Origin of the sequence: Streptomyces humicola, from assembly GCF_024436035.1 — a bacterium.
In the GTDB taxonomy this organism is placed as follows: domain Bacteria; phylum Actinomycetota; class Actinomycetes; order Streptomycetales; family Streptomycetaceae; genus Streptantibioticus_B; species Streptantibioticus_B humicola.
Genome location: NZ_JANFNG010000011.1, coordinates 73,147 through 97,665 on the forward strand (window position 1 = coordinate 73,147; position 24,519 = coordinate 97,665).

At 69.8% G+C, this 24,519-nt stretch carries 25 protein-coding genes and 1 tRNA gene; 15 read left to right on the plus strand and 11 right to left on the minus strand.

The features are described 5' to 3' along the window. Nucleotides 1-62: 62 nt before the first annotated feature. Nucleotides 63-1,283, minus strand: coding sequence for a PucR family transcriptional regulator (locus NGB36_RS16175; RefSeq protein ID WP_372509457.1), 1,221 nt, complete (start codon nt 1,281-1,283; stop codon nt 63-65). 69 nt (nt 1,284-1,352) lie between these two features. Here NGB36_RS16175 and NGB36_RS16180 point away from each other — a divergent pair, with 69 nt between their 5' ends. Beyond that, nucleotides 1,353-2,015, plus strand: coding sequence for a pirin family protein (locus tag NGB36_RS16180; protein WP_255920990.1), 663 nt, complete (start codon nt 1,353-1,355; stop codon nt 2,013-2,015). A 23-nt stretch (nt 2,016-2,038) separates the two neighbouring features. Here NGB36_RS16180 and NGB36_RS16185 read toward each other — a convergent pair whose 3' ends face one another. After that, nucleotides 2,039-2,854 carry a serine hydrolase domain-containing protein gene (locus tag NGB36_RS16185; protein ID WP_255920991.1) on the minus strand — a complete coding sequence of 272 codons (816 nt, stop codon included), beginning with the start codon at nt 2,852-2,854 and terminating at the stop codon, nt 2,039-2,041. A gap of 215 nt (nt 2,855-3,069) precedes the next feature. On the opposite strand from NGB36_RS16185, the gene NGB36_RS16190 reads away from it, so the two are divergent. Together NGB36_RS16190 and NGB36_RS16195 are read left to right on the plus strand one after the other, a co-directional pair. After that, the gene (locus NGB36_RS16190; RefSeq protein WP_372509458.1) at nt 3,070-3,531 is read left to right on the plus strand and encodes a MerR family transcriptional regulator; all 462 of its coding nucleotides are present in this window, start codon (nt 3,070-3,072) and stop codon (nt 3,529-3,531) included. Between the two features lie 6 nt (nt 3,532-3,537). Continuing rightward, nucleotides 3,538-4,560, plus strand: a complete 1,023-nt coding sequence (locus tag NGB36_RS16195; protein WP_255920992.1) for an aldo/keto reductase — start codon at nt 3,538-3,540, stop codon at nt 4,558-4,560. 28 nt (nt 4,561-4,588) lie between these two features. Here the strand turns inward: NGB36_RS16195 and NGB36_RS16200 are convergent, their stop codons facing one another. Both NGB36_RS16200 and aceE read right to left on the minus strand, forming a co-directional pair. Further along, entirely contained in the window at nt 4,589-5,851 is a 1,263-nt protein-coding gene (locus NGB36_RS16200) for an alpha/beta hydrolase (RefSeq protein WP_255920993.1), read from the minus strand. A gap of 210 nt (nt 5,852-6,061) precedes the next feature. After that, on the minus strand, nt 6,062-8,794 hold the full coding sequence (gene aceE / locus NGB36_RS16205) for a pyruvate dehydrogenase (acetyl-transferring), homodimeric type (protein ID WP_255920994.1): 2,733 nt from the start codon (nt 8,792-8,794) through the stop codon (nt 6,062-6,064). 603 nt (nt 8,795-9,397) lie between these two features. Between aceE and NGB36_RS16210 the strand changes: the two genes are divergently transcribed. The 6 genes from NGB36_RS16210 (at nt 9,398) to NGB36_RS16235 (ending at nt 13,693) form a co-directional block, all read left to right on the plus strand. Further along, the gene (locus tag NGB36_RS16210; RefSeq protein ID WP_255920995.1) at nt 9,398-9,838 is read left to right on the plus strand and encodes a DUF3052 domain-containing protein; all 441 of its coding nucleotides are present in this window, start codon (nt 9,398-9,400) and stop codon (nt 9,836-9,838) included. A 146-nt stretch (nt 9,839-9,984) separates the two neighbouring features. Then, nucleotides 9,985-10,443 carry a peroxiredoxin gene (locus tag NGB36_RS16215; RefSeq protein WP_255920996.1) on the plus strand — a complete coding sequence of 153 codons (459 nt, stop codon included), beginning with the start codon at nt 9,985-9,987 and terminating at the stop codon, nt 10,441-10,443. A gap of 92 nt (nt 10,444-10,535) precedes the next feature. Then, nucleotides 10,536-11,111 carry a TerD family protein gene (locus NGB36_RS16220; protein ID WP_255920997.1) on the plus strand — a complete coding sequence of 192 codons (576 nt, stop codon included), beginning with the start codon at nt 10,536-10,538 and terminating at the stop codon, nt 11,109-11,111. A 22-nt stretch (nt 11,112-11,133) separates the two neighbouring features. Further along, nucleotides 11,134-11,709 carry a TerD family protein gene (locus tag NGB36_RS16225; RefSeq protein WP_255920998.1) on the plus strand — a complete coding sequence of 192 codons (576 nt, stop codon included), beginning with the start codon at nt 11,134-11,136 and terminating at the stop codon, nt 11,707-11,709. Between the two features lie 47 nt (nt 11,710-11,756). Then, nucleotides 11,757-12,914, plus strand: a complete 1,158-nt coding sequence (locus NGB36_RS16230; protein WP_255920999.1) for a DUF475 domain-containing protein — start codon at nt 11,757-11,759, stop codon at nt 12,912-12,914. Between the two features lie 32 nt (nt 12,915-12,946). Next, the gene (locus NGB36_RS16235; RefSeq protein WP_255921000.1) at nt 12,947-13,693 is read left to right on the plus strand and encodes a TerD family protein; all 747 of its coding nucleotides are present in this window, start codon (nt 12,947-12,949) and stop codon (nt 13,691-13,693) included. Between the two features lie 10 nt (nt 13,694-13,703). Here the strand turns inward: NGB36_RS16235 and NGB36_RS16240 are convergent, their stop codons facing one another. After that, nucleotides 13,704-14,477, minus strand: a complete 774-nt coding sequence (locus NGB36_RS16240; RefSeq protein WP_505016742.1) for a TerD family protein — start codon at nt 14,475-14,477, stop codon at nt 13,704-13,706. Nucleotides 14,478-14,606: 129 nt separating this feature from the next. On the opposite strand from NGB36_RS16240, the gene NGB36_RS16245 reads away from it, so the two are divergent. Further along, on the plus strand, nt 14,607-15,455 hold the full coding sequence (locus tag NGB36_RS16245; protein WP_255921002.1) for an HAD family hydrolase: 849 nt from the start codon (nt 14,607-14,609) through the stop codon (nt 15,453-15,455). Here NGB36_RS16245 and NGB36_RS16250 read toward each other — a convergent pair. Beyond that, on the minus strand, nt 15,447-16,094 hold the full coding sequence (locus NGB36_RS16250; RefSeq protein ID WP_255921003.1) for a nucleoside/nucleotide kinase family protein: 648 nt from the start codon (nt 16,092-16,094) through the stop codon (nt 15,447-15,449). The genes NGB36_RS16245 and NGB36_RS16250 overlap by 9 nt on opposite strands. Between NGB36_RS16250 and NGB36_RS16255 the strand changes: the two genes are divergently transcribed. Next, complete coding sequence (locus NGB36_RS16255) at nt 16,093-16,803, plus strand: O-methyltransferase (RefSeq protein ID WP_269470242.1); 711 nt, start codon at nt 16,093-16,095, stop codon at nt 16,801-16,803. The genes NGB36_RS16250 and NGB36_RS16255 overlap by 2 nt on opposite strands. Here NGB36_RS16255 and NGB36_RS16260 read toward each other — a convergent pair. Both NGB36_RS16260 and NGB36_RS16265 read right to left on the minus strand, forming a co-directional pair. Then, nucleotides 16,775-17,365, minus strand: coding sequence for a DUF4383 domain-containing protein (locus tag NGB36_RS16260; protein ID WP_255921004.1), 591 nt, complete (start codon nt 17,363-17,365; stop codon nt 16,775-16,777). The genes NGB36_RS16255 and NGB36_RS16260 overlap by 29 nt on opposite strands. A gap of 127 nt (nt 17,366-17,492) precedes the next feature. Beyond that, nucleotides 17,493-18,749: a hypothetical protein gene (locus tag NGB36_RS16265; protein ID WP_255921005.1), complete on the minus strand. Its 1,257-nt coding sequence runs from the start codon at nt 18,747-18,749 to the stop codon at nt 17,493-17,495. 155 nt (nt 18,750-18,904) lie between these two features. Between NGB36_RS16265 and NGB36_RS16270 the strand changes: the two genes are divergently transcribed. Next, nucleotides 18,905-18,976, plus strand: a tRNA-Val gene (locus tag NGB36_RS16270). A gap of 402 nt (nt 18,977-19,378) precedes the next feature. Here NGB36_RS16270 and NGB36_RS16275 read toward each other — a convergent pair. Next, nucleotides 19,379-19,708 (minus strand): DUF2218 domain-containing protein, encoded by a 330-nt coding sequence (locus NGB36_RS16275; protein ID WP_255921006.1) that lies wholly within the window; start codon nt 19,706-19,708, stop codon nt 19,379-19,381. Between the two features lie 181 nt (nt 19,709-19,889). Between NGB36_RS16275 and NGB36_RS16280 the strand changes: the two genes are divergently transcribed. The 3 genes from NGB36_RS16280 to NGB36_RS16290 all read left to right on the plus strand — a co-directional run bounded on the left by NGB36_RS16280 (nt 19,890) and on the right by NGB36_RS16290 (nt 22,333). After that, the gene (locus NGB36_RS16280) at nt 19,890-20,849 is read left to right on the plus strand and encodes a lysylphosphatidylglycerol synthase transmembrane domain-containing protein (protein ID WP_255921007.1); all 960 of its coding nucleotides are present in this window, start codon (nt 19,890-19,892) and stop codon (nt 20,847-20,849) included. A gap of 118 nt (nt 20,850-20,967) precedes the next feature. Beyond that, complete coding sequence (locus NGB36_RS16285; protein ID WP_255921008.1) at nt 20,968-21,399, plus strand: VOC family protein; 432 nt, start codon at nt 20,968-20,970, stop codon at nt 21,397-21,399. A gap of 64 nt (nt 21,400-21,463) precedes the next feature. Then, the gene (locus NGB36_RS16290) at nt 21,464-22,333 is read left to right on the plus strand and encodes a pentapeptide repeat-containing protein (protein WP_255921009.1); all 870 of its coding nucleotides are present in this window, start codon (nt 21,464-21,466) and stop codon (nt 22,331-22,333) included. Here the strand turns inward: NGB36_RS16290 and NGB36_RS16295 are convergent. Next, nucleotides 22,330-22,620 (minus strand): YiaA/YiaB family inner membrane protein, encoded by a 291-nt coding sequence (locus NGB36_RS16295; RefSeq protein WP_255921010.1) that lies wholly within the window; start codon nt 22,618-22,620, stop codon nt 22,330-22,332. The genes NGB36_RS16290 and NGB36_RS16295 overlap by 4 nt on opposite strands. Nucleotides 22,621-22,710: 90 nt before the next feature. After that, nucleotides 22,711-24,423 (minus strand): TIGR03767 family metallophosphoesterase, encoded by a 1,713-nt coding sequence (locus NGB36_RS16300; protein ID WP_269470244.1) that lies wholly within the window; start codon nt 24,421-24,423, stop codon nt 22,711-22,713. Between the last annotated feature and the right edge of the window lie 96 nt (nt 24,424-24,519).

The window sequence follows — 24,519 nt, forward strand, 5'->3', positions numbered from 1 at the left end:
CGGGTGAGGACAGGGACCAAGAACTGTCAGGCGATTTGTTGGTGTCCCACAAAGACGTACTGCTACTGATCCGTTGCCGACAGTCGGCCGAGGATCAGCGCAATGCGCAGCGTAAAGGCGGAGCGGACATCGGACGGCGACCAACCGGTGACGTCCGTCACACGTCGGAGCCGGTAGCGGACGGTATTGGGGTGAACGAACAACATCCGGGCGGCCCCTTCGAGTGAGGAGGCCTGCTCCAGGTAGACGCTCAGCGTCTCCAGCAGTGCGGAGCCCGCCTCCTCCAGCGGTCTGTAGATCTCCTCCACCAACTGCTCACGCGCCGCAGGATCGCCCGCCATCGCGCGCTCCGGCAGGAGATCGTCTGCGAGCACCGGTCTGGGCGCGTCCGGCCAGGCCGCGCAGGCCTTCAGACCGGCGGCCGCCGCCTGCGCCGAGCGGGACGCGGCGAGCAGGTCGCCGACGACGGGACCGGCGACGACGGGACCCGGGGCGAACGGCCCGATGAGGTCCTTCGCGGTGCGGATCGGGTCGAGCGCCTCCCTGTGACTGCCGGCCACCACGACCAGCCGGTCGCCGAAGACGCCGGTGAGCACCTGGAGCTTGGCGTGGCGCGCGGCCCGCCGGATCGCCTCGACCGTCAGCTCGCTGTCCCCGTCCGGTGCGGTGCCGAGAACGACGACCACCCGGTCGGGAGAGTTCCAGCCGAGCGCCGCCGCCCGGGAGAGCACGCCCTCGTCCGCCTCGCCGGAGAGCACGGCGTTGACCACCAGCGACTCCAGCCGGGCGTCCCACGCACCGCGCGCCTCCGCGGCCTGCGCGTACACCTGGGCGGTGGCGAAGGCGATCTCCCGCGCGTAGACGAGCAGCGCCTCGCGCAGGATCGCCTCGTCACCGGGGGCCGCGACCTCGTCGATCGCCGACTCCACGACCTCGATCGTGGTGCGCACCATCTCGACGGTCTGCCGCAACGAGATCGCCCGGGTGAGCTCGCGCGGCGCCGTGCCGAAGACGTCCGTGCTGATCGCCTGCGGCGCCTCGGGGTGCCGGAACCACTCGGTGAACGCCGCGATGCCCGCCTGGGCGACCAGCCCGATCCACGAGCGATTCTCCGGAGGCATGGCGCGATACCACGGCAACTGCTCGTCCATGCGCGCGATGGCCGCCGCCGAGAGCCGTCCTGAGGCCTTCTCCAGGCGGCGCAGAGTCGCGCTGTGCGGATGATCGCTGCGCTTGGGTTGTGAGTGATGCGTCGGCTCGGGCACGGGACAAGCCTGCCTCATCCGCCCCCGTCGGCGGCTACGGGGTGTGGGTGTCGGTACTGCCTTCTATCGTGGTCCCATGGTGAGGGCATGATCGATGTACGGCGGGCCGGGGAACGCTACCGCGGCGGAGAGCCGTCGGCGGGGATCGAGACGTGGCATGCGTTCTCCTTCGGCGCGCACTATGACCCGGCCAATGTGGGGTTCGGGCTGCTGAGCGCCTGCAACGAGGAACACCTCGCGCCCGGCGCGGGCTTCGCCGAGCATCCGCACCGCGACGTCGAGATCGTCACCTGGGTCGTCGAGGGCGTGCTCGAACACCGGGACTCGGCCGGGCATTCGGGGCTCGTGCGCTCCGGGCAGGCGCAGCGGCTCAGCGCCGGCTCCGGGGTGCGGCACACCGAGCGCAACGCGGGGGAGGGGCCGCTGCGCTTCGTCCAGACGTGGCTGCACCCGCAGGCACCCGGCGGGGAGCCCCGGTACGAGACGGTTCCCGAGCCCGTGTCCGTAGCCCCCCTGGGGCAGCCGGAGGCGACGCTGCACATCGGGCACTCGGCGATGCGGCTGCCTGAGGCGGAGTACGTGTATGTGCACGTGGTGCGCGGCGGCGTACGGCTGGGCGGCGAGACGCTGAGGGTGGGGGACGCCGTGCGGATCCGGGGCGAGCAGCGGCTGGTCGCTGAGCCGGCCGAGGGCAGTGGGCCCGTCGAATACCTGGTGTGGGAGATGCGCGGCGCGCCCGCCTACGGCTAGCGCACTCGGCCGGCTGTACTCGGTCAGGCGCGGAGCTCGGCGAGTACGGCGTCGGTGAACTGCGGCCACAGCGGCAGTGCCCACTCGCCGAAGTCCCGGTCGGTGAGCGCGACGCAGGCCGCCCGCGCCTCCGGGTCGACCCACAGGAAGGTGCCCGACTGCCCGAAGTGGCCGAAGGTGCGCGGCGAGGACGAACTGCCCGTCCAGTGCGGCGACTTGGCGTCACGGATCTCGAATCCGAGCCCCCAGTCGTTGGGGTTCTGCAGACCGTAGCCGGGAAGGACGCCCTTCAGGCCCGGGAAGGCGACGGACGTGGCCTCGGCGTGCGTCTGAGGAGCGAGCAGCCGGGGAGCGAGCAGTTCGGTGGCGAAGCGCAGAAGGTCGTCGACGGTTGAGACACCGTCCGCTGCCGGCGAGCCGTCGAGCGTGGTCGCGGACATGCCAAGCGGCTCGAGCACGGCCTCGCGCAGATACTCGGCGAAGGGAATCTCGGTCGCCTTGGCGACGTGGTCGGCGAGCGCCTCGAAGCCGGCGTTGGAATACAGCCGCCGACTGCCCGGCGCGGCCTGCACACGCGGTTCGTCGAAGGCCAGGCCCGAGGCGTGGGCGAGCAGATGCCGCACCGTCGAGCCGGAGGGGCCCGCCGGCTCGTCCAGCTCCACCGCGCCCTCCTCGACGGCGACGAGCACCGCGTAGGCGGCGAGCGGTTTGGTGACGGAGGCGAGCGGGAATCGCTGCCCGGTCGGGCCGTACGATCCGGCGAGCGTGCCATCCGCCCGCACCACGCCCGCCGCGGCCGTCGGCACCGGCCAGTTCTCGATCAACCGCACAGACTCCATGCCAGTGAGCCTAACGTGCGGCGAATACGCTGGTGGCTGCGCTTGCTTGGAGTGCACTCCAACTCTCTAGCGTTGAAGACACCGCGAGGACATCGGCGAGGGATCGGCCGGGAAGGCACTGTGAGCGACGCACGCGCGGCCACCGGGCCGCAGAGGATGACGAAAGCCGCACCTTCGCCGCGCGGGCGGAGAAGCGAACGAAAAGGGGACCCGTCATGACCGTGACGCAGGAGTCGAGCACCTTGCACGCGATCGGGCCCATGTGCGCGGACGGCACCCCATTCCCCCGGCCCGACGGCCAGGACAGGTACACCATCAGCGAGGTCGTCGCCCACACCGGGCTCAGCGCGCACACCTTGCGCTGGTACGAGCGCATCGGTCTGATGCCGCACATCGACCGCTCCCACACCGGCCAGCGCCGCTACTCCAACAAGGACCTGAGCTGGCTGGACCTCGTCAGCAAACTGCGTCTGACGGGCATGCCGGTCGCCGACATGGTGCGCTATGCCGAGCTGGTCAACGAGGGAGAGCACACCTACCCGGAACGGCTTGAGCTGCTCGTGGCGCACCGCGAGGACGTGCGCAAGCGCATCGCCGAGCTGCAGGACACCCTTGCGGTCCTCGATTACAAGATCGACGTGTACGCGGGCGCCCACCGGGCGCCGGAGAGGCACTGACACAGCATGAGCAAGCAGAGCACGGAGAAGATCAGCAAGGTTGCCCTGGGCACCGGAGGCCCGCAGGTGGGCGTGCAGGGCCTGGGCTGCATGGGCATGAGCGAGTTCTACGGGGAGACCGACGAGGCGCAGGCCAGGGACGCACTGGACGCGGCGCTCGAAGCGGGTGTCACCCTCTTCGACACCGCGGACGTCTACGGACGCGGCGCCAACGAGGAGTTCCTCGCCCCGTTCGTCGCCGCCCACCGCGACGAGATCACTCTGGCGACGAAGTTCGCCATCGTGCGGAGCGACGACCCGCACTACCGCGGCATCCGCAACGACCGCGCCTACATCCGCGAGGCGGTCGAGGCCAGCCTGCGCCGCCTCGGTGTGGACGTGATCGACCTGTACTACATGCACCGCCGCGACCCCGAGGTGCCGCTGGCCGAGTCGGTGGGCGCGATGGCAGAGCTGGTGGCCGAGGGCAAGGTCAAGCACCTGGGCTTGTCCGAGGTGACCGGCGCCGAGCTCCGTGAGGCGCACGCCGTCCACCCGATCGCCGCCCTGCAGTCGGAGTGGTCGGTCTTCAGCCGGGATGTGGAGAACACCGCGGTGCCCGCGGCCGCCGAGCTCGGCGTGGCATTCGTGCCGTACTCGCCGCTCGGCCGCGGCTTCCTCACGGGCGCGTTCACCAACGCCACCAAGGAGCTGTCGAGCAACGACTTCCGGCAGTTCATGCCGCGCTTCACCGGGGAGAACGCCGAGCGCAACGCGGCCCTACTCGACCCGATCCACAAGGTCGCGTCCGCGCACGGCGCCTCGCTCGGCCAGATCGCCCTCGCCTGGGTGCACCAGCAGGCGGAGGTCCACGGGCTCACCGTGGTGCCGATCCCCGGCACCCGCAAGCGCAGCCGGGTCCTGGAGAACACCGCGGCCAGCCGGATCCGCCTCAGCGAGGAGGAGCTGGCGCTGCTGGAGCCCATCGCGTCGCAGGTCGTGGGCCCGCGCTACGCGGACATGACGTTCACCTCGGCCGGCCGCGAGTAGCCGGCACTACGGCGGGTGCGGCGCCGTCTCAGGCCGTCGCGCCCGCCGTGCAGTCGGGGCTGTCCGTCGCGCAGCGCACTGATCCGTACTCGCCCAGCGCTATCCGCGTGAAGTTCTTCAGGCTCTCGGTGCCCTCGGCGAAGTAGCCGGTGTGGTCCTGGGCCCCGGCGGCGGAGACGACCCGTGCGCCGAATGACGGCGAGACCGGGTCCGTGCCGTGTCCCAGGCCGCCGACCTCCACATACGGCACGTCCTGGATCCAATCGGTCTCGTCCCGCGCCGCCCATACCCGGGCGTGGGTGCGCAGCGCGGCGACGTTGGAGGCGCGCATGCCCGGGCTGCCGGCGACGGTGATATCGGTGACCTTCTGCTGCGGCAGCCGCGCCGCGCCCACGCCGCACAGCACGGAGCCATAGCTGTGGCAGAACAGCTGCACCTGGGTCTGCTGGGGCAGTGCCCGCACCATCTCGTTGAGCCGCACAGCGCCCGCCTCGGCGAGTTCGCCGGTCGAGGCGTCGAGCCCGACGCCCTGCGGGGTCGTGTAGTCGGCCCAGGCGATGACTGCGGTCTTCGCGCCGGGGTCCGCGGCGCGCTCCGAGTTGTAGAGGTCCTCGGCCATCCCCTCCGGCGCGGAGTACGGCTTGTCGGACTTCTCGTAGGTGAGGATGTCGGTGTCCACGCCGGGGACGACCACGGCGGTGCGCCGGGCGGTCATCAGGTTGCCGAAGACCTCGGCGACCAGGCCGCGGCCGCTGGGGTCGAAGGCGAGGATCTGCCGCCCTGGTGCGCTCAGTGAGGCGTAGCGGTTGGCAAGCTGCTCCGAGAGCTGCTGACCGTCGGCGGTGAGGTCGGCTGCGTGGCTGTCCTTCTCTGCCTGCGCCTCGGCCCGGCCGAGCGCGATCCGGTTGGCCTCGTAGCGCAGCGGGATCGGGGCGCCGTTGAGGTTGCCCACCACGAGCGGGTACCGGTCGGCGAGGTGCTGGCGCTGGGCGTTGCTCAGCGAGGAGAAGAAGTGCGAGATGGCGGCCGCCCCCGCGTCCGGGTTGGGCAGCCGGTGTCCGGCGATCGAGCCGTGCAGCCACGCGGAGACCGCCGCGGCGCTCGGGTCCTCGGCGGCCTTCTGATGCCGCATGGCGCTCCAGCCACTGGTGGCCAGCAGGACGAAGACGACCATGACGGCCAGGGCGGCTCTGCCCGGTGAGGTCAGGTCCTGCGCGATGACACGCAGCCAGTACCAACCGAGGGACCGCGGGGAGGAGGGGGCGCCGATGCGCTCGTCGAAGACATTCACCGCGGGCCACCATAGGAGAATTTGGCGACTCCCCGTGAATGCCGTGACGCAGATCACGTCTGAATCGGCCGAAATCGCATTACTTTTGGTCAGAGCTGTCACTGACCGTACGTATGCGTGGTACTACGTGTGGTACTAGCCGCCGGCGTGAACGCCTCGGCCCCCGCCCCCGGCGAGGGGAACGGGGGCCGAGTAGCGCTCAGCGGTCGCTTACGCGTCGCCGCCCGCCGCACCCGGGTCGGCGGCTGCGACGTCGAGCAACTGATAGCGGTCGATCGCCTGCTTGAGCACCGAGCGGTCGATCTTGCCCTCCCTGGCGAGCTCGGTGAGCACTCCGAGGACGACCGACTGCGCGTCGATGTGGAAGAAGCGGCGGGCCGCACCGCGCGTGTCGGCGAAGCCGAAGCCGTCCGCGCCCAGCGACTGCCAGGTGCCCGGCACCCAGCGGGCGATCTGGTCCGGAACCGACCGCATCCAGTCGGAGACGGCCACGAACGGGCCCTCCGCACCGGACAGCTTGCGCGTGACGTACGGTACGCGCTGCTCCTCCTCCGGGTGGAGCAGGTTGTGCTCCTCGGCGGCGACCGCATCGCGGCGCAGCTCGTTCCAGGAGGTGGCCGACCAGACGTCGGCGCGCACGTTCCACTCCTCGGCGAGGATCCGCTGGGCCTGGACCGCCCACGGCACGGCGACGCCCGAGGCGAGGATCTGCGCGGGGATCGCGCCGGCCTCGCCCCCCTTGAGCTTGTACAGGCCCTTGAGGATGCCCTCGACGTCCACGTTCTCCGGCTCGGCCGGGTGTTGGATCGGCTCGTTGTAGACCGTGAGGTAGTAGAAGACGTCCTCGCTGTCCGGGCCGTACATCCGGCGCAGACCGTCCTTGACGATGTGCGCGATCTCGTAGCCGTACGCCGGGTCGTAGGCGACGCAGGCCGGGTTGGTCGAGGCGAGCAGCAGCGAGTGCCCGTCGGCGTGCTGCAGACCCTCACCGGTCAGCGTCGTGCGGCCCGCGGTCGCGCCCAGCACGAAGCCGCGCGCCAGCTGGTCGCCCATCTGCCAGAACTGGTCACCGGTGCGCTGGAACCCGAACATCGAGTAGAAGACGTAGACCGGGATCAGCGGCTCGCCGTGCGTGGCGTACGCAGAGCCCGCGGCGATCAAGGAGGCGGTGCAGCCGGCCTCGGTGATGCCGTCGTGCAGCATCTGGCCGGTCGGCGACTCCTTGTAGGCGAGCAGCAGCTCGCGGTCGACCGACTCGTAGATCTGCCCCTGCGGGTTGTAGATCTTGGCCGAGGGGAACAGCGAGTCCATGCCGAAGGTGCGGTACTCGTCGGGTGCGATCGGCACGAAGCGCTTGCCGATCTCCTTGTCCCGCATCAGGTCCTTCAGCAGCCGGACGAACGCCATCGTGGTGGCGATCTGCTGCTGCCCCGAGCCCTTCTTGACGCCTGCGTACGCCTTGTCGTCCGGCAGGTTCAGCGGCTCGGCGCGCACCACTCGGGTCGGCACGTAGCCGCCGCACTCCTTGCGGCGGTCGTGCATGTACTGGATCTCCTCGGAGGTCCGGCCCGGGTGGTAGTACGGCGGGACGCCGTCCTCCAGCTCCTTGTCGGAGATCGGCAGGTGCAGGCGGTCACGGAAACGCTTGAGGTCCTCGACCGTCAGCTTCTTCATCTGGTGGGTCGCGTTGCGGCCCTCGAAGTTCGGGCCGAGCGTCCAGCCCTTGACGGTCTGGGCGAGGATGACGGTCGGCTGGCCCTTGTGCTCCTTGGCCGCCTTGTAGGCCGCGAAGATCTTCTTGTGGTCGTGGCCGCCGCGGCCCAGGTGCAGGATCTGGTCGTCGGTCATCCCCTCGACCATCTTGCGCAGCCGCAGATCGCTGCCGAAGAAGTGCTCGCGGATGTACGCGCCGCTCTCGGTGGCGTACGTCTGGAACTGGCCGTCGGGGGTGGTGTTCAGCTTGTTGACCAACACGCCGTCGCGGTCCTGTGCGAGCAGCGGGTCCCAGCTGCGGTCCCAGATCAGCTTGATCACGTTCCAGCCGGCGCCGCGGAAGACGGACTCCAGCTCCTGGATGATCTTTCCGTTGCCGCGCACCGGGCCGTCCAGCCGCTGCAGGTTGCAGTTGACGACGAAGGTGAGGTTGTCCAGTCCCTCGCGCGCCGCCAGCGTCAGCTGGCCCAGCGACTCCGGCTCGTCCATCTCGCCGTCGCCGAGGAAGGCCCATACGTGCGAATTCGAGGTGTCGCAGATGCCGCGCGCCTGCATGTAGCGGTTCATCCGCGCTTGGTAGATCGCGCCGAGCGGGCCGAGTCCCATGGAGACCGTCGGGAACTCCCAGAAGTCCGGCATCAGTCGCGGGTGCGGGTAGCTGGACAGTCCGTTGGGAGCCTTGGACTTCTCCTGGCGGAAGCCGTCGAGCTGCTGCTCGGTGAGGCGGTCGAGGAGGTAGGCACGTGCGTAGATGCCGGGCGATGCGTGGCCCTGGAAGAAGATCTGGTCGCCGCCGGTGCCGTCGTCCTTGCCCCGGAAGAAGTGGTTGAAGCCCACGTCATAGAGGGAGGCCGAGGAGGCGAAGGTGGCGATGTGGCCGCCGACGCCGATCCCGGGCCGCTGGGCGCGTGCCACCATCACGGCCGCGTTCCACCGGGTCGCGTTGAGGATTTTGCGTTCCAGTTCCTCGTTGCCGGGGAAGAACGGCTCGTCCTTGGTGGCGATGGTGTTGACGTAGTCCGTGCTGCGCATCTCGGGCACGGCGACGCGCTTCTCGCGGGCACGCTCGATGAGGCGGAGCATCAGGTAGCGGGCGCGCTCACGACCGCGTTCGTCGATAGCGGCATCGAGCGAGTCGAGCCATTCCGCCGTCTCCTCGGGATCAAAGTCCGGGACCTGGCTGGGAAGGCCGCCAATGATGATCGGGTTGCGATCGGATCCGGAAGCCACGCTGTTCCTTCGCTACTAGTTATTGCTCTCTGGGGTCGCGCCGCCTCCATCGTGTACCGCGGCCGGAGATCCGTCATCTCTACTGCGCGGTAACTGCCATTCCGTGAGACGGTGCGAGCTCCACTGGGCCAGAGGGGCCAAATCACAACCCTACGCCCAGGTAGGGCCACGACGGACGAGCCCCTCCGTTCGCTTCTGCGCCCCCTCGCAGGCTCCGCGGACGGGCCTGTCGCGCCGGAGGCGCGCCCTTCGATCGCAGCCTCGGCCGCCCTCCCCCTGCTTCGCGGGGGGACCGCCTTCACCTGCTCGTGTGCGACGCTCGCGCGTCCCGGCGATGCACTTCCGTTCGGCGTAGCGTGGGGACATGGGCACGTCGGTAGAGGCAAGAGAGCCACAAATCCGGCATAACGTTGTGACCCCGGTCACAGACAGGGAGCGACCCGAAGCGGCGGCGCGGCCCGATAGACCCAATAGGTCCGATGGTCCCCGTTTCGGCGATCTCCGCAGCCGGGTACTTGCGCGATCCGCCCCGTCCGTGTGGACTACGGCCAACGCCTCGCGTACGCGCGAGGCCGCAGACATCCCCAAGACAGGAGGCAATCCGTGAGCGCGACCGCGGACCACGCGGAGGAGCGGGCCAACCCGGCGAGCCGGTTGGGATTCCAGCCCGGACAGGTGGTCCAGGAGCTCGGTTACGACGACGACAGCGACCAGGAGCTGCGTGAGGCCATCGAGGCGCTCACCGGCACCGAGCTTGTCGACGAGGATTACGACGACGTGGCCGACGCCGTGGTGCTGTGGTTCCGTGAGGACGACGGCGATCTGGCGGACGCGCTGGTGGACGCCACGACGATGATCGACGCCGGTGCCCCGATCTGGCTGATGACGCCGAAGACCGGCCGGGACGGCTACGTCGAGCCGAGTGAGATCGGCGAGGCCGCGAGCACCGCGGGCCTGGCGCAGACCAGCAGTGTCAACGCGTGCAAGGACTGGTCGGGCAGCCGGCTGATCACCCCGAAGACGGCACGCGCCGGGAAGCGCTGACCGCTTCCGGAGTCGTACGTCACCAACCCGTATACGTCTCCCGAGCCCCCGACGGCATCCGCCGCCGGGGGCTCGGCGCATGCCGTGGTCCCGCGGGTGAAAGACTGTCGGCGACGCAACCGCGCTACCCGAAGGGATGTGCCCCCATGGCGATCGAGGCCGGCTCCAAGGCCCCGGATTTCGAGCTGAAGAACCAGCACGGCGAGCTGGTTCGGCTCTCGGACTTCCGCGGAGAGAAGAACGTCGTCCTGCTCTTCTACCCGTTCGCCTTCACCGGTGTGTGCACCGGTGAGTTGTGCGCGCTCCGCGACGAGCTGCCCAAGTTCGTCAACGACGACGTGCAGCTGCTCGCCGTCTCCAACGACTCCCCCTTCACCCTGCGCGTCTTTGCCGACCAGGAGGGGCTCGAGTACCCCCTGCTGTCCGACTTCTGGCCGCACGGCGAGACCAGCCGCGCCTACGGCGTCTTCGACGAGGAGAAGGGCTGCGCGGTGCGTGGCACCTTCGTCATCGACAAGGAGGGCGTGGTGCGCTGGACGGTCGTCAACGCCCTGTCCGACGCCCGTGACCTGAACGAGTACGTCAAGGCGCTCGGGCAGCTGTGACGGAGGGGAACCCCTCACTAGGATCGGCTCGTTGATCGGAACGGCGGGGGCGCTGGACCTGGCGGTCCCCTCGGAATGACTGGGAGGACCTCATGGGAGTCAGCCTCAGCAAGGGCGGCAACGTCTCGCTCAGCAAGGCCGCGCCGAACCTGACGTCGGTCCGCGTCGGCCTCGGCTGGGACGCGCGCACCACCACCGGCAGCGACTTCGACCTCGACGCGAGCGCGCTGCTCACCACGGCCGACGGCAAGGTCCTCAGCGACCAGTACTTCGTCTTCTACAACAACCTCAAGAGTCCGGACGGCTCCGTCGAGCACACCGGTGACAACCTCACCGGTGACGGCGAGGGCGACGACGAAGTCATCAATGTCGACCTCGGGTCCGTGGCCGCCGAGGTGGCGAAGATCGTCTTTCCGGTGTCCATCTACGAGGCGGACAGCCGCTCGCAGACCTTCGGCCAGGTCCGTAACGCGTACATCCGCGTGGTCAACCAGGCGGACAACAGCGAACTGGCGCGTTACGACCTGTCCGAGGACGCCTCGACGGAGACCGCCATGGTCTTCGGCGAGCTGTACCGCAACGGCGCGGAGTGGAAGTTCCGCGCCATCGGGCAGGGTTACGCCTCCGGCCTGCGCGGGATCGCGCAGGACTACGGGGTGCACGTCTGAACGACGGGGGAAGGAACAAGTCGTGGGTGTCACGCTCGCCAAGGGCGGCAACGTCTCGCTCAGCAAGGCCGCGCCGAACCTGACGCACGTCATGATCGGCCTCGGTTGGGAGGCCCGGATCACGACGGGCGCCGATTTCGACCTGGACGCCAGCGCACTGCTGTGCGCGGGCGGACGGGTGCTCGGCAACGAGTACTTCGTTTTCTACAACAACCTCAAGAGCCCCGAGGGCGCCGTTGAGCACACCGGTGACGAGCTCGTCGGCGGTACCGGCGGGGACGACGAGACGATCCTGGTCGACCTGACCAGGGTTCCCGAACGTGTCGACAAAATCGTCTTCCCCGTCTCCATCTACGAGGCGGACAGCCGCTCGCAGACCTTCGGCCAGGTGCGCAACGCCTACATCCGCGTGGTCAACCAGGCGGACAACAGCGAACTGGCGCGCTACCACCTGTCCGAGGACGCCTCGACCGAGACGGCGATGATATTCGGTGAGCTCTACCGCTACGGCGGCGAGTGGAAGTTCCGAGCGGTGGGGCAGGGGTACGCCTCGGGCCTGCGTGGCATCGCTCTGGACTTTGGAGTCAATGTTTCGTAAGGAACGTGCGGCTGCCGCGCGTTGGAGCTGCGAGGATTGGATCGCCTGTGCTCGTCAAGACCTTCGGCTGGCCGATGACCGTCACCGTGGCCGGGCTGGCCTTGGCAGGCCTCCTGTGGGGGTGGCAGGGCCTTGCCGTCGTCGCGATCCTGTCCGTCCTTGAGATCTCGCTCTCCTTCGACAACGCGGTCATCAACGCCGGCATCCTGCGCAGACTGAACGCCTTCTGGCAGAAGGTCTTCCTCACCGTCGGCGTGCTGATCGCCGTCTTCGGCATGCGTCTGGTCTTCCCGCTCGCCATCGTCGCCGTCACCGCAAAGATCGGCCCGGTCGAAGCGGTGAACGTGGCGGTGCACGACCCGGACCGGTACCAGAGCCTGGTCATCGCGGCTCATCCGGCGATCGCTGCGTTCGGCGGGGTCTTCCTGCTGATGATCTTCCTCGACTTCGTCCTGGAGGACCGCGACATCGCCTGGCTGGGCTGGCTCGAACGCCCGCTCGCCAGACTCGGCAAGCTCGAAACCCTGTCTGTGGTCGTCGCTCTCGTCGCCCTCGTCGTGGCCGCCACGACGGTCGGGACCTTCGTGCACAAGACGACGACCGTGCTGCTCGCCGGAGTCGCCGGACTGATCACGTATCTCGTCGTGGGCGGTGTCTCCGGCTACTTCGAGGGCACTTTGGAGGAGTCGGAAGAAGCGCAGGAGGCTGCTGCGGAAGCCGAGGGAGCGGAGGCGGCCCAGGCGGCCGAGGCGGCCGAGGGAGCTGCAGGCCGGCGCGGCGAGGCCTCGGCGATCGGCCTCGCAGGCAAGGCAGCGCTGTTCCTGTTCCTCTACCTGGAGGTCATCGACGCCTCCTTCTCCTTCGACGGCGTCATCGGCGCCTTCGCCATCACCAACCAGATCTTCATGATGGCGCTCGGCCTCGGCATCGGCGCGGTGTACATCCGCTCGCTCACCGTCTTCCTCGTCCGCAAGGGCACCCTGGACGACTACGTCTACCTGGAGCACGGTGCGCACTACGCCATCGGCGCCCTCGCGCTCATCCTGCTCGCCACCATCAAGTACGAGATCAACGAGCTCATCACCGGCCTCGTCGGCGTCGTCCTGATCCTCGCGGCGTTCTGGTCGTCGGTGATACGCAACCGCCGGCTCGGGGAAGGATGCGAGCAGGTGGAGAACGAGGCAGAGATTCCGTCCGGAGTCTGAGCCGGACGAGTCCCAGCAGGGGGGAGGCTGCAATGTGGGACCTGTTCCGCGGCAGCGGGGTGTCCCAGTTCGACATGATGGGCACCTCGCACACCATCACGCTCACCAAGCGGCGCCCGATGGTGTCGCTCAACCAGCAGGGCTCCGCGAACGGAAACCTGCGGGTCAACCTCACCTGGCAGATGCGCACCTCCGACATAGGTGGCGTCGGCGGACGCACCAGTGAGAGCGGCCGCGTCCGTGACATGCTGCGGCGCCAGTTCAACCTGTTCAACCCCGAGCTCGTCCAGGCGCAGGGCCCCGCCATGGTCAACGTCGACCTTGATCTCGCCTGCATGTACGAACTCGCCGACGGCACCAAGGGCGTGGTGCAACCGCTCGGCAACTTCCTCGGCAGTTTCAACGACCCGCCGTACATCCAGCTCAGCGGTGACGACCGCTTCGGCTCGCCGTCCGGCGAGACCATCTACATCAACCTCGACCACAAGGACCAGTTCCGGCGGCTGCTGGTCTTCGTCTACATCTATGACGGCACGCCGGCCTTCGACCGCACCCACGGCGTCGTGACCCTCTTTCCCAGCAGTGGCCCGCGCATCGAAATCCCCCTCACCGAGCGTGCCCCGCAGGCCCGTTCCTGCGCCGTCGTGCTGATGGAGAACCGCAAGGGCGAGCTGACGGTGCGCCGCGAAGTGCGGTACGTCTACGGCTTCCAGTCCGAGCTCGATCGGCTCTACGGCTGGGGTCTGCAGTGGGGCCGCGGCTACAAGTCGAAGGTATGAGGGCCGCGGGTCACCGCCTCCGCAGGAACTGCGGTCCCTGCGGAGGCAGGGTGAACGCCGGCTGCGTCGGCGCCGGAGGCACCGAAGCGGGCTGCGGCCATGCCTGCTGAGCGTAGCCGTACGCCGGATGCGGCGGATAGCCGTAACCGCCCGGCTGGGCGGCCGCCGCAGCGGGCGGCGGACCGGCACGGTGCGCATCGGCTGCCGCCGTCTGCGGCACCGCCGGGGGCTCGCCCGCGTCGTCGACCGTGATCCCGAACTCCGTGGCGAGCCCGGCGAGTCCGCTCGCGTACCCCTGGCCCACGGCCCGGAACCGCCAGCCGTCGCCCCTGCGGTACAGCTCCCCGCAGATCAATGCCGTCACCGCGCCCGTGTCCGGCGTGATCACGAACATCGCGACGGGCTCTGAGTCCTGGCCGGCCGGTGAGGCGTCGTGCAACAGCAGCTTCAGGTCCGGCACGCGCCCGAAAGGACCGCCGTCGGTCGAGGCGGCGATCACCACCCGGTCCACCGATGGTTCGAGCGCCGCCAGCCCGACCTCGACGCTGTCGGTGAGCGTGCGTCCGTCGCGGCGCTTGGGGCGGTGCACGACCAGGCCTGAAGGGTGGCGAGGCTGATTGTAGAAGACGAAGTCGTCGTCCGAGCGCACCCGTCCGTCCGCCGTGAGCAGCAGCGCCGAAACGTCCACGTCGGGCACGCCCGTTCCCGGGCTCCAGCTGAGCACAGCGCGTACCGACTCCGCCTCCACGGGGAGGTTCGCGCCCTTCACCATCGCGTGCGTCATATCAGCCATCCTGCCTTCCCATTGTCGCCCTCGGCCATGCAGGGGTTACGTGACCTTCACATCGGCGTGCGTACGATGAGGTTCGGGCGATCTTTGTGCGAAGGAGGAGTGAAGGGTGGTGAGCGCCGGATGAGCGGCGAGAGCCGCGGCAGCGTCGCCGGCGTCCCCACGCTGGTGGCGAGCGACCTCGACCGCACCCTCATCTACTCCTCCGCCGCCCTCGCCCTCGCCATGCCGGACGACCAGGCGCCGCGCCTGACCTGTGTTGAGGTGCGCGGCGGCAGACCGCTCAGCTACGCCACCGAGCGGGCCGCGCGGCTGCTCGAAGAGATCGCCGCCGAGGCCGAATTCGTGCCCGTCACCACGCGCACCCGCGAGGAGTACCGCCGCGTCCACCTGCCGGGCCCGCAGCCGCGGTACGCGATATGCGCCAACGGGGGCCACATACTCGTCGGCGGCAGGACCGACCGGGAGTGGCACCACCACGTGCGCGCCGGCCTCGCCGATTCCTGCGCCCCGCTCGCCGAAGTGCTCGACCATCTCGTGCAGGCCGCCGATACCGCCTGGCTGCACAAGGCCCGGGTCGCCGAGGACCTGTACGCGTATCTCGTGGTCGATGCCGCACTGCTGCCTGACGGCTGGGTCAAGGAGCTCGAGGAGTGGGCGGACGCCCGCGGCTGGACGGTCTCACGCCAGGGCCGCAGGATCTACGCCGTGCCGAAACCGCTCACCAAGAGCGCCGCACTCGCCGAGGTGGCGCGACGCACCGGTGCCGCGCGAGTCCTTGCGGCGGGCGACTCCCTGCTCGACGCGGAACTGCTCCTCGCCGCCGACAAGGGCTGGCGGCCGGGCCACGGCGAACTGGCCGAGGCCGGATGGGATGCACCGCACGTCACCGCGCTCGACACAGTCGGGGTCGCCGCGGGCGAGGAGATCCTGCGCCGCATGCTGGAGCGGGTCAGGACCCCGTCAGCCTGAGGAGCGCAGCAGGCTCACCACCCGGGAGCAGCCGCAGCGGGACCGTTCCACGCGCTGGGCATTCGGCCGCTCGCTCGCCTCGATGAACGCCAGCGCCTCCGCCTCGGTCCGCCCGCCCCGCACATGCCGATGCAGCAACCGCTCCTCCCGTACCTCCCGCGGCGCGTCTACATACCACAGCGCGTCCAGCAGATCACGTATTGCACACCAGCCCGCCGCGTCGTCGGCGAGATAGTTGCCCTCGGTCACCACCAGCCGGGCGCCCGGCGGGACGACCAGGCCGGCGGCGACCGGTTCGTCCAGCCTCCGGTCGAAGTCGGGCGCGTAGACCGGACGTTCGTGCGCTGCACGCAACCGACGCAACAGATGCACATATCCGTCGACATCGAACGTATCGGGTGCCCCCTTGCGGCCGCGCCGCCCGAGGCGGTCCAACTGCGCATTGGAGAGATGGAACCCGTCCATCGGCACATATGCGGCGGTGCCCGTCCCCAGCCGGTCGTCGACCGCGAGCGTGAGCCGCCTGGCGAGCGTCGATTTGCCTGCGGCCGGTGCCCCGGCGAGTCCCAGCAGCGCCCGCCGCCCTGGCATGCTGGGCACCATGGCGATCACATCGTCGATCAGGCTCGTCATCGGCATGGCCGCCACACTAAGCCGCCACCAGCCGCAGGAGGCAACGGTGCCCCAGACCAAGAACCCGCCGCTCACCGATGAGCTCTACGCCTACGTCCTGGAGCACAATCCGCCGCTCGACCCGGTCCAGCGCGAGCTGGTCGAGGTCACGCACAGCCGCTTCCCCGACGCCGCCGGGCTGCAGACCGCCGAGGAACACGGGCCGCTGCTCGCCTTCCTCGTGCGGCTGACCGGCGCCCGCCGCATAGTCGAGGTCGGTACCTTCACCGGCTTCTCGACGCTCTCCATGGCCCAGGCGCTCCCCGAGGGCGGCACGCTGATCGCGTGCGACGTCTCCGAGGAGTGGACCGCTATCGGCCGCGAGGCATGGACCAAGGCGGGCGTCGCCGACCGCATCGACCTGCGCATCGCGCCCGCGCTGGACACCTTGCGCGCGCTGCCCGACGACGACCCGTGGATCGACATGTCGTTCCTCGACGCCGACAAGGGCAACTACACGGCGTACTGGGAGGAGTTGGTACGCCGTACGCGGCCCGGCGGGCTGATCGTGGTCGACAACACCCTCTTCCACGGCCAGGTGACCGACCCGTCGGCGGGCGGCGGGGCCGCAGCCATCCGTGCGTTCAACGACCTCGTCAGTGCCGACGCCCGCGTCGAGGCGGTGCTGCTCACCGTGGCGGACGGGCTCACCCTGGCCCGACGGCTGGCGGACTGACCGTCGGCGGCGTCCTGCGGCGGTCGCCGCCCCCGGCGCCCGCGTCACCCTTTTCCTGCCCGGACGAGGCATGGTCGGGGTGGCGCCGGCGCCAGTACGGATTGTCGGGCGGCAGATGGCTGTGCACGCGCCCGTACATCCCGAAGGTCATCAGCACCAGGCCGAAGACGAAGCTGAACAAAACGTTGGGGATGCGGAACGCCAGGTAGTTGGCGCTGCTGTCCAAAATGGCGAGGTTGATGAAGCCGCTCAGGACGAACAGCACGCCGAACACCATGTTCAGCGACGAGGCGAAGTTGCCGCCGATCACCATGCCCGCGAAGAGCAGAATGCCGACGACGATGGAGAGCACGCTGAGCGCGCCGTTGGAGCTGAGCCCGGCGACGTTGTGGCCGTGGGTGGAGAAGAACCCCACCTTGTTGAGGAGCCCCAGGATGCCGAAGGCCAGCAACACCAGTCCCATCAGACCGGCGCCGACGCGGTAGACGCTGCTGAGCCGGTGGTCGACGGGGAGGTGCTCGTCGAACTTCACCCTGGCTTCTTTCAGGCGGCCGAATGGCATGTGGGCCGACCTCCTTCGGACCGGAGAGACGGTTAGCCGACCTCCTTCGGACCGGAGAGACGGTTACCTGTTTCCTGTTCCCGTTTCTGTTCCCAGGTTCCTGCTCCAGGATCCGTCCTCGGCCGCGTTACGGCCAGTGGGAGGCCCGTTCCCCTCGAATGGTCTGGACTACATCGTCGGCCGTGGTGCGGATCGCTTCCGTCTCGGTGAGGAACGCCCAGTAGTCGGGGTGCCTGCCGGTCAGGGCGCCGACCGCGCGATCGAGCCGTGCCGCGGCCTCGTCGAGCGGGCGGGCGTGCCGGGGATCGGGGGTGGACCGGTCCTGCATGGCCAGCCGCTGGGCGTCACGCAGTGCGAAGCGCGTCTTTTCGATCTCGGCCTGCGGATCCCGGCTCACCTCATCCAGCCCGCGCAGCCGGTCACCGGCGGCGGCGACGTCCGCCTCCGCCTCGGCGAGCAGCTCCCGGACCTCGGCCAGCCCCGCCGAGGCCTCCTGCCAGCGCTCCGCGTCACGCGCCGCGCGTGCCGCACCCAGCCGGTGCCCGGCGCGCTCGGCGGCGTCGACGGCCCGGTCGGGAACCTCCTGCAGGTCCTGCCAGCAGCGGGCGGAGAACCGGCGGCGCAGCTCGCTGAGGACCGGCCCCACCTGCTCGGCGCGGGTGGCCAGCGCCTCGGCACGGGTACGCAACGACACCAACCGCTTGTCGATCTCGGCGGCCTGCTGCGGCAGCCGCTCCGTCTCGGCACGGATCTCCTCCGCCGCGCGGCGTACGTCATCGGCGCGGCGGATCGTCTCCGGTACGCCGTGCGCGACTGCGCCCTGGCCCGGCCGGGGCAGCTCGGGTCCGAGCGCCGCGAGCCGGGCCGCGTGTCCGTCCGCCGCGAATCCGGCCGTGCGCACCGCGTCCACTGCCGCCGCCGCCTCCCGCAGCGACGCGCGGGCCCGCTCGACGGCCGGCGCCAGCCGCGCCAGCTCCGTCTCCGCCCGCGCCAGCACCCCTGCGATGCTCCGCGCGAACCGGTCGAGCTCGGCCGAGACCCGGAGGATCTCGTCCCGGGCCAGCGTGAACCGATTGCGGGCGTGCGTGGCGGCGGTCAGATCGAGGTCGACGGAGTCCAGATCCTGCTCGTCGACGGCCGCGATGTAGGCGGCGCTGACCTCGTCGATCCGCCGCTCCAGCCGCTGGAGGTCCGCACCCGCCCTGCGCCCTGCGGGTGAGGCGTCGACCGCGGTGATCGTCTCGACGGAGATCCGCACCTCGCGCTGTGCGGTGTCGAGCTCGTAGAAGGCCTGGGCGGCGGCGTCCTTGGCGGCCTGGGCGGCGGCACGATGATCCTGCCCGCGATGCTGCCCTCGCCGCCGCCACGGACGCGCCGTCGTCACATTTCCTCCCCGCTCCGGGCCCGCGCAGCGCGCTGCCGTCGGCTACGTCGTCGCGCCCATCTTCCCACCTGCCGCGGCGTGGTAGGCGGGTGTGAATTTGTCGGCGCAGGGCATGGTGGGGGTAATCTGTCCTCTCCCGCGCCGCCATGGCGCGAGGGCGCATAGCTCAGCGGTAGAGCGCTGCCCTTACAAGGCAGATGTCGGCGGTTCGAATCCGTCTGTGCCCACAAAAGGGACAGTCAGCAGGTAGGAGGCCCGGCCCCCGCACACGGGAGGCCGGGCCGAACGCTGTTGTGGATCTTGGGAGTCCACGAAGAGTCCAGCCGGAACGATCACGAGCGCATGTGGACTCGAATGCCGTGTGAGCACTCTGCATGAGCACTCCGCAAAGGCTGTGCGCGAGGGGTTGGCTGCACACCGGATGGGCGGGAAAGTCGATCTCCGGAGGGAGGGGGATCACTCCATCCGCAGTGGAAGTAACGATCCCCTTCGCTCCTGGACCTGACTCGCTGTAACCAAGGGTGCTGACAAGCCTCCGGGAATTTCCGCACGCCGGAGATCTGCCGCGGGTGGGTGCCGGCGCGGTTGATCCCGATGACCATAAGAAACGGGCCGAGCAGCCGCGTCTTTCACGCGTCGGCGTCGTTGCGCTGGATCAGGCCGGGCTCACCGTTGTCGCGGTGCCACTCCACCAGCAGCTCGTCCTTGGTGCCGAAGCGCACGAGGTGGCGGCCGACGACGTCCTCCAGGCGTTCGAGGCGGGCGGCGTCCCCTTCCACCGTCAGCAGGAGTGCACCGGGCTCGGCGGTCATCGTTCCCGTGCCGAACGGGAAGTCCAGGCGGCCGGCGCCGGTCTCCTCGGACCACTCGGTCTGGATGCGTCGTCCCAAGTGGGATGCGAGCTGCTTGGCGTAGCGGTGGGGCCGGTCGGTGACGACGCGGGCTTGTGAGCGGGGCACGGTTTCTCCTGGGGTGCGCTCGTGGGAGATCAGCCGGAGACCGGAGATCAAGCGTCAGGCTCACATTAATTGCCGGCCGCCCGCACGACGCCGGGACGTCGCCCACACCGGGGAGCATGGGCGTAGGGGTGCGACGAGGACATGAGGGCACGTGGACACGAGGAAGGGGCGACCTGCGACCATGGCCATACCCCGCGGTGTCTGTCTGCGCCGGTTGCCGCTGCGTCAGATCGCCTGCATGGTCCCGGTCGTGGTGGTCGGAGTCTGGGCGGCGCAGCACGGGTCGATCATCGCCGCGGGCGGAAGTGAGCTTCTCTCGGCCAACTGCTGGTGGCTGCTGGCGGCGGCCGTCGTCACGTCGCTCGGCTGGGTCGCTGTGTCCTGTGCACGTCAGGGGGCGGTCGTCGAGCGCCTGCCTGCCGGGCGCCTGGTCGCAACGCAGCTCGCGGCGTTCACCGCCAACGCCGTCCTTCCGGTGGGGGTCGGGGCGACCGCGGTCAATTTGCGGTTTCTCCGGCGCTGCGGGCTCTCGCTCGACCGGTCCTCCGCCGCGCTCGGGCTCTACCTGACCATGGAGGCCACCGGGCGCGTCGTCCTGCTGGCCGTGCTGCTTGCGGCCTTCCCCGAGGCGCTGCGGGGGCCGGCGTCGCACGTGCTGCATCAGTCCGGCCTTTCGCTCGCATGGGTGGCCGCCGGGGCGGTCTGTGCGGTGGTCCTCGCGACGGTCGCCGTGCGACCGCTGCGGCGGACCGTACGGTCCTTCCTGACCACCGCGCTCGCCGATGTCCGTACCCTGCACACCATGCCTGCCCGGGCGGTGGCGCTGTGGACAGGCTCCTTCGCCTTCCCCGCGCTGCAGTCCGCCGGTCTTGTCGCCGTCGCGGCGGCCCTCGGCCTCTCCCTGCCCCCTGCCTTCATCGCCATCGCCTATCTCGGCGCAAGCATCCTGGCCGCCGCCGTACCGGCACCCGGTGGCCTCGGTTCGGTCGACGCGTCGCTCGTCCTCGCGCTCGTCACGGTCGGCGCCCCGGTCGCCGTCGCCACATCGGTCGTGCTCGGCTACCGGATCATCACGGTGTGGCTGCCGCTGATCCCCGGGGCTCTGGTGCTCGGTGCCCTGGTGCGCTGGAAGATCATCTGACCCTGCCTCCGCGAGCCGTCACGGACATGGCGCGTTCGAGCGCGCGCCCCTGCAGCCGATGTCGATACCGTGGGAAGCGGCGAGAAGAGGGGTAACGGATGAAAAAGGGAGTGGCCCGATGACGTCTGAGCCGACGGATCCAGGGCCTGAACTCGCATCCGTCGTGATCTTCGTTCAGGATCTCGACGAGTCGGCCCGGTTCTACTGCGGGCTGCTCGGGCTGGAGATCACCACCCGGGAGAGCACCGCCTTGATGCTCGCGGGTGAGGGGCAGCCGATGATCGTCCTGCGTGCGATCGGCCCGCACGGCGAGCACCCGATGGGGGGTATCGGCATCCAGTACGCGGTGTGGGCCGCCCACGACGCCGACGATCTGCGTCGGTGCGAACGCTTCCTGAAGGACCGGTCCGCCCACATCGCGACCAACGTCAGCGACGGCCGCACGATCGTCGAGGGGCGCGACCCGAACGGTCTGCCCGTGATGGTGGTGCATCCGGGGCCGGACCGCACCGCATCGCCCAAGATCATGACCCGCGTTTACGCCTGGTGATACGTCGCGGAGAATGGGCCTCACTCACGTCACGCACGCTTCACTCACACAGGAGATCACGCACGTGGCGACCGAGCGGGAAGCCCCCTCCGCCGACCGGGAACGTCTCGGCCTGCAGGCCGACTGTGCCGGCTGCTTCGGGCTGTGCTGTGTCGCACTGCCCTTCGCCGCCTCGGCCGACTTCGCCGTCGACAAGGACGCAGGGACGCCGTGTGCCAACCTGCAGGCCGACTTCCGCTGCGGAATCCATGCCGGCCTGCGCGAGCGGGGCTTCGCCGGCTGCACGGTCTTCGACTGCTTCGGCGCCGGGCAGAAGGTCTCCCAGGTCACCTTCGGCGGGCAGAACTGGCGGCAGGCGCCGCACACCGCGCGGCGGATGTTCGAGGTGTTCCCCGTCATGCGGCAGCTCCACGAGCTGCTCTGGTACGTGACCGAAGCGCTGGCGCTGCCGTCGGCCCGGCCGGTCCGCGGTGATCTTCGCCGCGCGCTGGAAGAGGTCGAGCGCCTCACCCGCGGCAGCGCGGAGTCCCTCGCCGAGCTGGACGTCGCGGCGCTCCGGAACGACGTCAACGCCCTGCTGCTGCGCGCTAGCGAACTGGCCCGCGCCGGCGTCACGGGCCGGAAGAGGAACCACCGGGGCGCCGACCTCGTCGGGGCGAGGCTCAAGGGCGCGAATCTGCGGGGTGCCAACCTCCGCGGGGCCTGCCTGATAGCCGCCGATCTCACCGACGCCGACCTGAGGGCCGCCGACCTGACCGGGGCGGACCTCAGGAACGCCGACCTGAGCGGCGCCGACCTGACCGGGGCCCTCTTCCTCACCCAGCCCCAGCTCGATGCAGCCAAGGGGGACGCCAGGACCAAGCTGCGGCGGGCGCTCACACGCCCCGCGCACTGGCGTCCCCCGGCCACGGCCCCGAGCGGAGCCGCCGGCTAGATCTCGTCGGCCTTGAACGGGTCGTGCTCTGCGAGCATCTTCTCCAGCCGCGCCTGGTCGACCCGGCTGATGACCTGCCCCTCCTCCTGCCGGTCCCGCACGCACTTGGCGAGGGTGAACGCGGAGGTGACGAGATAGAGCATCCCCAGTGCCAGGAACGCACGCACCCACGCAGTGACCGGCAGGTAGGCGATGCCGACCGCCACGGCGAAGAGGGCAAGACCGAAGGAGATCGCGGCCTGCGCGAAGTAGGCCGCCGTCGTGTGGTGCCGGATGGGATTCGTCATGCGACGGAGTGTCAGCCCTTGTGCCCGTTCAGGGCATGAGTACGGATACTCAGCCCATGTCACGGATCGGCAGCTGTCAGCTGTCAGCTGTCAGCTGCCCGGCCTGGCCAGCAGCAGTTCCGTGTTGTGGTCGGCCGCGGTACCGGTCTTCTGTGCCGGGGTGGCGTACGGGTCGTTGTACGACAGCTCGCGGTAAAGGGAGGCGAGTCCGGCGTCCGAGGTGTCGTGGAAGTCGGTGGTGTACTGGGCTGCCGACTCGATGAGCGTGGTGAACAGCGACAGCGTGCCGTCGCCGTTGTCGGTGATCTCGATGATCCGGGCGTGCTGCGGATAGTCGACGTGCGAGGCGGTGTTGACCTCCCAGAATGCGCGCTCGGGCACCGCGTGCGCATGCGCGATGATCTGGTTGGTGTGGGTGTGACCGTTCACCCAGGCGACGACGTTCGGGTAGCGCTGCAACAGCGTGACGAGGGTGTTGCCGTCGTGCCGTTGCTCGAACGGGTGGTACGGGTCGGGCAGCAGATTGCCCATGGTGCCGCTGGTGTGGTGGCTGAAGAGCACGATCAGCTGGTTGCCGTGGCCGCCGCGCACCACGTGCCCGTCGGTGTCGTACCAGTGGCTGCTGTGCGACTGCAGGACGTTCTCCAGCCAGTCCAGCTGCGCCGTACCGATCGAACCGTCCGCCCAGCCCGCCCGGTTGGTCGTGTCCAGGCTGACGCCCAGCACCCCGTCCGAGATGGGGAAGGTGTAGTAGAGCCGTCCGCTGCTCACCGCATCGGAGGTGAAACCGTGGCCCGTCGGCCCGGCACCGGTGTACGCGGGGTCGAGGTGGGCCTGCGCGAACTCGGTGGGCGTGAACGGCTGCCGCCGTGGGTCGGGCGTGACCTGGCGCACCACCCCGCCGCCCGCCAGCAGTTCGGTGAGCAGCACCGCCGCGGCCGCCGGGTCGTGGCGCAGGGCGTCGGCGAGCTTCGCCGCGTCCGCGTCGTCGCACCCCTCCACCTTGCGGTCGCCGGTGTAGAGCGAGCCCAGTAGGCCGAGATCGGGGAGCGTGCCCTCGATGCTGTCGTCGTGGTTGCCGATGGTGCTGTACCACGGAACACGCAGGCCGGGAGCGGTGAACGGGCGTCCGGCATCGGTGAGGAAGCCGGGCACCTCGGGGAAGCCCTTCGCCTTGTAGGCGTCCTGGAAGGAGGTCTCGGGGTTCCAGTAGGCGGCGTCCCCGGAGTTCTGCACGCCCTCGTAGCGCGTCGGATCGCCGCTGTTCGGCGTCACCGTGCCGCCGCTCATCACCGTCAGATACCAGTCGAGTTCGATGTGCTCGTGGTTGTCGGCGATGTCGCCCGTGTTGACCACCATGGAGAACGGGCGTCCCGTGTACGGGCCTCCCGGCAGGGAGTTGACCCGTTCGACCAGCGACGCGGCGCCGCGCACCGTCAGCGTCTCGTGCGGCCGGTGGGCGCTGTCGAGGTAGCGGGCCAGGTACTCGAACCGCACCGGGGACTCGGAGTCGACCAGGTGCATGTCGGTGAACTGGACGAAGCAGGCGAGGCCGGTGCGCCGGTCGTCACGCCCTGTCCGCGCGCCCGCCAGGTCACTGCGCACGACGAGCGGCCAGCCGGGTCCGGCGGCGAGACGCTTGTACGCGCCGGTGCCGGTCGCCGTGGCGACCTGCTCCAGCGTGGTCCCCTCGGTCCGCACCGCACGCGCGGCGGTGACGGCGATCGCGCGGTCGCGCGCGGCCGCGGACGCGAACCGCCCGCCGGCCAGTGACAGTGCCGCCCCCGCGGCGGTCGCGGACATCCCCGTGATGAGCCTGCGTCGGCTGATCTCGCTCACTGCGGCCCCCTCCTGACGTTAGGTCAGTCAAAGCGCGGCGTTTTTCTCCGGCACGGCCGC

Bases quoted from the DNA above. Each gene is read 5' to 3' on its own strand.
- NGB36_RS16175 (WP_372509457.1), bottom strand. From the start codon at position 1,283: ATGAGGCAGGCTTGTCCCGTGCCCGAGCCGACGCATCACTCACAACCC.
- NGB36_RS16180 (WP_255920990.1), top strand. From the start codon at position 1,353: ATGATCGATGTACGGCGGGCCGGGGAACGCTACCGCGGCGGAGAGCCG.
- NGB36_RS16185 (WP_255920991.1), bottom strand. From the start codon at position 2,854: ATGGAGTCTGTGCGGTTGATCGAGAACTGGCCGGTGCCGACGGCCGCG.
- NGB36_RS16190 (WP_372509458.1), top strand. From the start codon at position 3,070: ATGACCGTGACGCAGGAGTCGAGCACCTTGCACGCGATCGGGCCCATG.
- NGB36_RS16195 (WP_255920992.1), top strand. From the start codon at position 3,538: ATGAGCAAGCAGAGCACGGAGAAGATCAGCAAGGTTGCCCTGGGCACC.
- NGB36_RS16215 (WP_255920996.1), top strand. From the start codon at position 9,985: ATGGCGATCGAGGCCGGCTCCAAGGCCCCGGATTTCGAGCTGAAGAAC.
- NGB36_RS16220 (WP_255920997.1), top strand. From the start codon at position 10,536: ATGGGAGTCAGCCTCAGCAAGGGCGGCAACGTCTCGCTCAGCAAGGCC.
- NGB36_RS16235 (WP_255921000.1), top strand. From the start codon at position 12,947: ATGTGGGACCTGTTCCGCGGCAGCGGGGTGTCCCAGTTCGACATGATG.
- NGB36_RS16240 (WP_505016742.1), bottom strand. From the start codon at position 14,477: ATGACGCACGCGATGGTGAAGGGCGCGAACCTCCCCGTGGAGGCGGAG.
- NGB36_RS16245 (WP_255921002.1), top strand. From the start codon at position 14,607: ATGAGCGGCGAGAGCCGCGGCAGCGTCGCCGGCGTCCCCACGCTGGTG.
- NGB36_RS16255 (WP_269470242.1), top strand. From the start codon at position 16,093: ATGGCCGCCACACTAAGCCGCCACCAGCCGCAGGAGGCAACGGTGCCC.
- NGB36_RS16250 (WP_255921003.1), bottom strand. From the start codon at position 16,094: ATGCCGATGACGAGCCTGATCGACGATGTGATCGCCATGGTGCCCAGC.
- NGB36_RS16260 (WP_255921004.1), bottom strand. From the start codon at position 17,365: ATGCCATTCGGCCGCCTGAAAGAAGCCAGGGTGAAGTTCGACGAGCAC.
- NGB36_RS16280 (WP_255921007.1), top strand. From the start codon at position 19,890: ATGGCCATACCCCGCGGTGTCTGTCTGCGCCGGTTGCCGCTGCGTCAG.
- NGB36_RS16285 (WP_255921008.1), top strand. From the start codon at position 20,968: ATGACGTCTGAGCCGACGGATCCAGGGCCTGAACTCGCATCCGTCGTG.
- NGB36_RS16295 (WP_255921010.1), bottom strand. From the start codon at position 22,620: ATGACGAATCCCATCCGGCACCACACGACGGCGGCCTACTTCGCGCAG.
- NGB36_RS16300 (WP_269470244.1), bottom strand. From the start codon at position 24,423: ATGTCCGCGACCGCCGCGGGGGCGGCACTGTCACTGGCCGGCGGGCGG.